General features: G+C 63.7%; 5 protein-coding genes and 1 pseudogene. 3 read left to right on the top strand and 3 right to left on the bottom strand.

From position 1 onward, the window contains the following. Positions 1–157 precede the first annotated feature (157 nt). Positions 158–952, bottom strand: a pseudogene (locus tag MHY30_RS14805) (helix-turn-helix transcriptional regulator); the annotation flags it as partial. A 97-nt stretch (positions 953–1,049) separates the two neighbouring features. Between MHY30_RS14805 and MHY30_RS14800 the strand changes: the two are divergent. After that, the gene (locus MHY30_RS14800; protein WP_239279146.1) at positions 1,050–1,517 is read left to right on the top strand and encodes a VOC family protein; all 468 of its coding nucleotides are present in this window, start codon (positions 1,050–1,052) and stop codon (positions 1,515–1,517) included. Between the two features lie 269 nt (positions 1,518–1,786). Here the strand turns inward: MHY30_RS14800 and MHY30_RS14795 are convergent, their stop codons facing one another. Continuing rightward, positions 1,787–2,086 carry a hypothetical protein gene (locus MHY30_RS14795; protein WP_239279144.1) on the bottom strand — a complete coding sequence of 100 codons (300 nt, stop codon included), beginning with the start codon at positions 2,084–2,086 and terminating at the stop codon, positions 1,787–1,789. A 202-nt stretch (positions 2,087–2,288) separates the two neighbouring features. After that, complete coding sequence (locus MHY30_RS15415) at positions 2,289–2,657, bottom strand: dihydrofolate reductase family protein (RefSeq protein WP_308192671.1); 369 nt, start codon at positions 2,655–2,657, stop codon at positions 2,289–2,291. A 1,431-nt stretch (positions 2,658–4,088) separates the two neighbouring features. Between MHY30_RS15415 and MHY30_RS14785 the strand changes: the two genes are divergently transcribed. Next, positions 4,089–6,638: a Z1 domain-containing protein gene (locus MHY30_RS14785; protein ID WP_239279142.1), complete on the top strand. Its 2,550-nt coding sequence runs from the start codon at positions 4,089–4,091 to the stop codon at positions 6,636–6,638. Between the two features lie 5 nt (positions 6,639–6,643). Then, entirely contained in the window at positions 6,644–7,606 is a 963-nt protein-coding gene (locus MHY30_RS14780) for a PD-(D/E)XK motif protein (RefSeq protein ID WP_308192670.1), read from the top strand. Positions 7,607–7,762: the final 156 nt, after the last annotated feature.

Raw genomic sequence — 7,762 nt, 5'->3', positions numbered from 1 at the left:
CATGACCGCCGGCACTCATCGCTCGGATACCTCGCACCGGTCGACTACGCTCGGCAATGCACCCATCAACTGGAAACCGACGACTCGCACAGCGACCGGACCGAATGAAGGGGGCGGCCCATCCCCACGACCACGATCCCGCCTCGAGCATGCAGCTACGCTCGCCCACCGCGGTGACGATTCCGTCGCCCGCGAAGGGCAGCACGTCACGCGCCGGAAGGTGCAGCAGAACCGTTCCGCGGCACGGCCAGGCGTTGGCATCCGCGCCCTTGAACCGGGCCGAGACGAACGCGTCGACGTCTCCGCCCGGCACCGTGCGCGGGGTGAACGGGGCGCCGTGCGGGATGCGCGGACGGAGGCGATCGACCCGGAAGATCCGCCAGTCGTCGCGGTCGAGATCCCACGCGACGAGGTACCACCGGCCGTCCGAGACGGCGAGGTGGTGGGGCTCGACGCGCCGCGCGGAGTCCGCCCCGTAGTCGAACCGCAGCGTCACCCGGTCGCGGATCGTCTGCGCGAGCGTCACAAGCACGTCGAGCGAGATGTCGGGGGATGCCACCTCCCCCGGCCGCGCGACCGTGGTGACGTCGAGGGTGTCGAGGCGGTGCCGCAGGCGCGAGGGCATGACCTGGCGCATCGTCGCGAGCGCGCGGATCGCGGCCTCGCCGATGCCCGCGCCGAGCGCCGGTGCGGTGCGCAGCGCCACCGCCACCGCGAGCGCCTGGTCGTCGTCGAAGAGCAACGGGGGCATCTCGGCGCCGGAGTCGAGACGGTACCCGCCGTCCGGACCCATCGTCGCCTCGATGCGATACCCCATCTCGCGGAGGCGATCGATGTCGCGCCGCACCGTGCGATCGGTGATGCCGAGCCGCGAGGCGAGCAGCGACCCCGGCCAGTCGCGCCGCGTCTGCAGCAGCGACAGCAGGGTGAGCAGCCGCGATGTCGTGGTCATGGCATCCAGGGTATTTCCGGTCTAGGACAGAAACCGACCTACACGGTTGCGAGGGTGGTCTCACGAGCCGATCCGGCCCGAGACCCAAGGAGCAGACATGTCCGTGCAGACCACCCCTCACCTGAACTTCCGCGGCGACGCCCGCCAGGCGCTGGAGTTCTACCAGTCCGTCTTCGGCGGCCACCTCGTCGTGAACACGTACGCCGATTTCGGGATGCCGGCCGAGATCCCCGGCGCCGACAAGGTCGTGTTCGGCCTCGTCGTCGCCGAGAACGGGTTCCGCCTCATGGGGTACGACATCCCCGGCCAGACCGAGGGCGGCATCGCCGGCGGCGGCTCCACCCGCCGCGAGAACCACACGACGATCACCGACCAGGCGCTGTTCGTCTCGATCAGTTCACCCACGCTCGCCGAGCTACAGGCCCACTGGGATGCCCTGGCGGTGGATGCCACGATCGTCGAGCCCCTCGCGGCGTCGGCGTGGAGCGCCGGGTTCGGGATGCTGACCGACCGGTTCGGCGTGACGTGGAGTGTTTCGGTCGCCGCGGCAGCCGTTCGTGCTTGATATGGCGACGAAACGGTTCAATCAGGCGCAATGGCACCGCCCTCTGGTGCCCGACTCTCGCCAACCCGACCTCGTCGCGCCGTCGGATCCCGGGCGCGGGCGGTGACGTGGTTGATCAGGCGTTCGAGCACGGCTCAGACGCGCGCTGGGCTTCCGCCAGCGCGTTTCAAGCCCGAATGCCAAGACGGGTCGTTTCAGGGTGAAGGCACGGCGCCAGCGCGTTCCCAAGTACGTCACCCGGAGCCAGCGGTCAGTGGGCGGCTACCGTTCTACTTCTTGAGAATCGCAAGGATGCGCCGCGCAACCTTCGCGGTTTGCGGGAACATCGCGAGCAGAACGAGGCACGGTGTTGCGATTCGCTCATGGAATCGCCGGGTACCGAGCGGCATCACCCTTCGCAAGACGGGCGTGGCGACTTCGAGCAGCTTCCGCATCCGCCGCTCCCAAGGCGTGACGAACGCGAGCCCGATGGCAAGCAAGTAGAGCAGAAGCGAGCAGATATTTGCCGCGAGCGGGACGAGCGCGACGATCAGAAGTAAGTCGCGGAAGGTATCGAACAGGAGGTACATGAGGCGCGTCTCCAGAAGCGCCGGCCTGTCGGCACTTCTATGAACGGCTCTCATGGAGCTCTAGATCGGTCAAATCACATGACACCTTCCGGTGCCAACTGGAGCTTCGCGCGGATCGAGAATCAATCTTGTCGGCTCAACCACAGGCGGTGAACAAGTCTGCTCGCAAAAGGCAACACTCGTCACCCGGCGCGTATTCCCGCTAAGCCGCTGAATCTATGTGATCGGTTCGGTACCGCTGCACTGTGGCCCCCGACCGGAACTCCCGCCGCTCGACGAGCTCGAGTGTTAGCTCCACGCCGTCGAGCAGCCGCGGCCCGCGACCGGCGATCACCGGATGCACGACGAACGTGTACTCGTCAATGAGCCCCGCCGCGGCGAGCGCCACCGGCAGCCGCACCCCGCCGAGCGAGATCCCTCGCCCCGGCTGCTCCTTGAGCCTCCGCACCGCGTCGACGAGGTCTCCGTCGAGGAGTTCGGCGTTCCAGTCCACGGCGTCGAGAGAAGTGGATGCCACGACCTTCCACATCGGGTCCATCGCCTCCGCGAACGCGACCTCAGTGGCATCCATCCAGTCCGGCAACTGCCCCGACGCGGGTCGGCGCTACGCACCCTGTATCAGCTCGTACGTGACGCCCCCGTAGAGGAGGGTGTCGTAGCGGCGGAGCTCATCGGTTCAGAACGCCATCGACTCGGCATCCGGCGGCAGGCCCGGCTCATGGTGGACGAACCCGTCGAGCGAGACGTTGATGCCATAGCGGAGGGGTTGGGTCATGCCGCTAGCTTCCTCGCCGGGTCCCGTCGACGGAAGAGTTCCGTTTCGCTGAGTTGAATCCGTCCTCTAACAACGCAAACGCGCCCACCGGACCGTTCAATCGAAACCCTCCTTTGGCGCTTCGAACCTCGGAAGCTATGGCGCTAGCGCTCTCCCGGAGCGCGACCCGACTCGCCGTGATCAGGTTTGAGACTTCTTATGTGCGCGGGCCCCCAGCCGCGATGTATTCGCGCGACAGGTCAGTGCAGAGCCGCCGGGGCGTCGCAGGCAATGCGCTGACGCGGTGTCGGAACCGTCCCCGTACGAGCAGGATGCGTGGTCCATTCTTCAGAAGCACCGAGGGAAGCCGCTGCCGCATGGACTGAATGACATGAGCGACAACTCGCGAGCGGAGCCACTGCCGTCGGGCGTGAGGCGGGAGAGTTCCTGGACAGCCAACCGGGGGCCCACTCGGCGATCGAACGGGGCAAGGTCGTGGGAGCGAAAGGCGCAGTAGCTGTGAGCGGTGCCGTCAGACACGTCGCAGACATCGTCCCGAAAGTTGAGCGCTAGGTTCGCGTGGCGTACCGCTGCTCGTCGAAAGGTGCTGCGCGTAGAGACGGCCGCCGGAAGGGATGCTGATCGGCCCGTTTCCGCAGACACCCCAGCACTTAAGTTGTGCGGTTCGTGCACCAAGTTCCACTGGAAAAATGCGAGCCCACCTCGGACAGGCCGCGTGTTTGATCGTGTCGGCGGGCTATGCCCGCGCCCCAGTAGGCTGCTCTTCGTGGCCGACAGGCGAATCTTGCGAGCATGGGTGGTCGAGTCTTTGCGCGCACTGCGTGGCAGCGGGACGATAGTCGAAGTCTGCCGAAACGTATGGCAAGTGCACGAGCACGAGCTGCGAAGCTCGGGCGATCTTTTCTTCACGTGGCAGTACGACATCCGGTGGGCAGCCCAATACCTCCGAAATAATGGCTACTTGCACTCCGTCGAGGGCAACCGGAGTGCTCCTTGGGAGCTCGCGGGCAAAGGCTGGGAAGCAGACTTGACGAAGTTGGCGATCGCTGAGAACAAGAAGGACTAGCCTGGCTGACCGACCTCAAAGGCACGCGTTCCGCTGAGACACCGTTGTTGACAGGCCCGCCGGTGATTGGTCGACCTGGCCACCGCGCCGCACAGAGGTCTGCGCCCGCGTGCCATATTCTCTGACCTACGAGGGCGAAGGGCAGACCATTGGACTTTCAGATGTATCCCGTGTTTGCGGATTGGGCGAACCGGTACGGCGTCGACGCGGCGGTTGACAAGTTCAAGGGTGCGATGCCGCAACACGCGGAGCAGTATGCGGCATACTTCGCCGACCAGGTTGCGAACATCGAGAGCGGCGGACCAGCGATTCTGAAGGCTGGCGGTGCAGCGTGGTACGCCGGCCCAACCGCTGAGGCGATCTACTGGAACCCCCTAAAAGAAACATTCATCACATCCGGCTTCAAGACGAGCGTGGTTGAAGACGTAGACAAATCCTCCAGCAAGGTCGTCGCGCACACCCCCAAGCCGAGTGACGCGCGTTTTGATGGCAAGGGTCTAGTCGTCGGTTACGTGCAGAGCGGCAAGACGACGAACTTCACGTCCGTCATCGCGAAGCTCGCTGATCAGGAGTATCGATTCATCATCGTGCTGGCGGGTGTACATAACGGGCTCCGAAAGCAAACGCAAGCGAGGCTGTCTGCGCAACTGCATGCCCCCAACGCCACACACTGGCACCTTCTCACAGACGAGAATGGTGACTTTGTGCAACCGCCGAGTCCTCCGGTCTCCGTCTTCAGTAGTCAACGCACGGTGCTGGCCGTCATCAAGAAGAACGCTCGTGTCCTCCAGCGCCTCATCACCTGGCTGGATACGGAGTCGGGCCGGTCGCGGCTTGCGCAGATGCGGGTTCTGTTCATTGACGACGAGGCGGACCAGGCGTCGGTCGCGACGCCATCGATCAACCCAAAGATCAGAAAGCTCCTCGAGCTCACCCCGCGTCATACATATATCGGCTACACGGCGACTCCGTTCGCGAACGTCTTCATTGACCCCAACTCGGACGACCTCTATCCAAGATCGTTCATCCTCAATCTCCCGAGACCTGAGGGCTACTTCGGCCCCGAAGCGATCTTCGGGAACGAACTTCCCCCCGACGATCCGAACAGCGACGACGGGTACGACATGATCCGGATCGTTCCCGCATCAGAGATCCCACTCCTTCGTCCAAGAAACCGAGCGGACGCCGCTTCCTTCACGCCCGTCATCACCCCGGAGCTGCGCAAGGCGTTGCTCTGGTTCTGGCTGGCAACGGCAGCTCGACACGCTCGCGGTGACGCGAACGCGCACAGCACGATGCTGATCCACACGGCGATTCCGATCGCGGTCCACGAGGCTTTCAAGCTGCCCATCACCGACGTCCGCGACGAAGTCCTCAAAGACCTCTCGGATTCCGAAGCGCAGATCCGTTCCGAACTTCGAGCGCTCTGGGACGCGGAGTCTCCCCGCGTTCCCGCAACAGTCTGGGGCCGTGCGCAGAACCGTTTCGAGGATGTGGAACGGTTCCTCGTCGAGGTCGTCGAGAGCACGAGGGTCATCCTCGACAACTCGAGGAGCGACGAGCGACTCATCTATGACCCCGACGAGCCGACAGTCGCCATTGCGATCGGCGGAAACACGCTTTCGCGCGGACTCACGCTCGAGGGCCTCGTCGTCTCATTCTTTGTGCGCTCGGCTAACACCTACGACACCCTTATGCAGATGGGCCGATGGTTCGGCTACCGCACCGGCTACGAAGACCTTCCCCGCATCTGGATGACACAAGAACTGCGGCACTACTTCCGACATCTGGTGACGGTCGAACGCGAAATGCGCGATGACATCGAGCACTACCAGCGTCAGGATCTGACCCCCCTCGACGCGGCGGTGAGAATCCGGACGCACCCGAGTTTGCGAATCACCGCCAAGATGGGCGCAGCCTCGCCGCAGTACGTCTCCTTCGCTGGCAGGCGTCTCTACACCCGGTACTTCAAACCGCAGGACGAATCTTGGCTTCTTGCAAATGTGGCCGCCACCTCGGAACTCCTCGAGACCTCGAGCCTCGCGCCAGCCGACCGGAACGGTCGCGCCACCCTTTTCCACCAAGTGCCCTGGACTGCGATCACGCGCTTCCTTGCCCGGTACGAAGTGCATGACGACTCCCCTGACCTGGATCGCAAGCTGATGGTGAAGTTCATCCAAGAGCAGGCACTCGGTAGCCCGGCGGCATTGGACCGATGGACGGTCGCCGTCGTCGAGGGCGCGAATCCCGGGGGCGCGTTCGACCCGCTGAGCCTCGGTGGTCGGGACTGGAATCCGGTGATTCGCGCACGGCTGCCAGGCGACCCAGAGAAGGCCGACATCAAGAACGTGATGAATAAGGGAGATCGGGGGCTCGATCTCGGGCGCACCACTAGGGAGCTCGACCTCATGAGCGAACAAGAGCTGATCTCGCTGCGCGACAACCACCGGACGCGTAGTGATCAAGGATTGCTAGTGATCTATCCGATTGATGCCAAGAGTGAGCCTCAGACGGAAAGGTCCAAGGAGTCTCGCCGTCCTCTGGATGCAGTCGCTCCGGTTGTGGGCATCGGAATCGTCTTCCCCGGAGCGCCCGAAGAGCGCAAGCAGATGAAGGCGGAGAAGGTTTCAGTTGATCTTTCGGATGTGACTCCGGAAGATTCTTCGGCATACGAGGAGGACTTTGAAGGGGCATCGGAGGGCGAGGGTTGAGCGCCATGTCGGATGGCCGACAGTTGCTCGCTGGCTCCTGGCATGCATTCGGTGGCAGCCCCGCAGTGAGTATGTCCTCGCTTCTGTTGGAGCGATACGACAATGTCGGCGCCCGCATAGCTGTCGACCCCGATCGCAACAGGCACCTTCTTGTCCCGACCGGACTTGCGCATCGTGCTTGGACCGAAATCGCGTCGCCAGTTCGAGACTGTGTTCGCACCCTGACTTTCGGCGACTCCACGCGCGCGTACCTGGACGTCAGGTGCGATGAGAGTCAGCTTTTCGACGTGTTCGATGAGCTCATCGTCGACGTCCTCGCTGCCGCATCGGACGCACCTGATCCTGGCGAGAGTGTTGATGTTGCTCTTGCTCGCTGGCGTGCGATGTTCCGTGCAATCGCAGGAAACAGGTTCGGGCGGGCGCAACGTTTCGGGCTTTTTGCGGAACTTCTTGTCCTCGAGCAGGCCGTAGCAAATTCGGGTTCCGATGCTCTCAAGCATTGGACCGGGCCTTCTAGCGGCTCGCACGACTTCGAGTTCCCTCGGGCATGCCTCGAGGTGAAAGCAGCCGGAGCTGATTCGACCGATATAACGGTCCATGGGTTCGCTCAACTGGATCAGGATCGAGACGTCCCGTTGGACCTGATCGTCTACATCCTCGCCGAGTCCGCGGGAGGCCGCACGATCGGCGAGTTAATCAGCGCCATCGAAGCGGAATTGGGGAGCGGTGCTCTGCAAGCCCATCTGGCAATGCTTGGTTACGGCACTTCGGCGCTCGACGACCGTCTTTCCGTGATCGACAGCTTTGCGGTGCGTATCGATGGAAGCATCCCTGCGCTCTCGAGTCGTACTGTTGCGGCCAGCGTCCGGGGCCACATCCGACGTGTCGATTACGATCTGTCGGTTGCAGATCTCAGCTCACTAAGGGACGCGCGTCCGACCGCCGCGGTCGTTTCTGGCGCGGCATGAAAGTCGCGTGGAAGTCTCAGCGTTTCGATGCCGAGGTGGGCCGCCCCCTTCATTCGGTCCGGTCGCTGTGCGAGTCGTCGGTTTCCAGTTGATGGGTGCATTGCCGAGCGTAGTCGACCGGTGCGAGGTATCCGAGCGATGAGTGCCGGCGGTCAT

It is taken from the genome of Microbacterium sp. ACRRU (assembly GCF_022346945.1).
GTDB classification, from domain to species: Bacteria; Actinomycetota; Actinomycetes; order Actinomycetales; family Microbacteriaceae; genus Microbacterium; species Microbacterium mcarthurae.
Note: the sequence above shows the minus strand (reverse complement) of the source record. Positions and strands in the feature narration are given on the sequence as shown.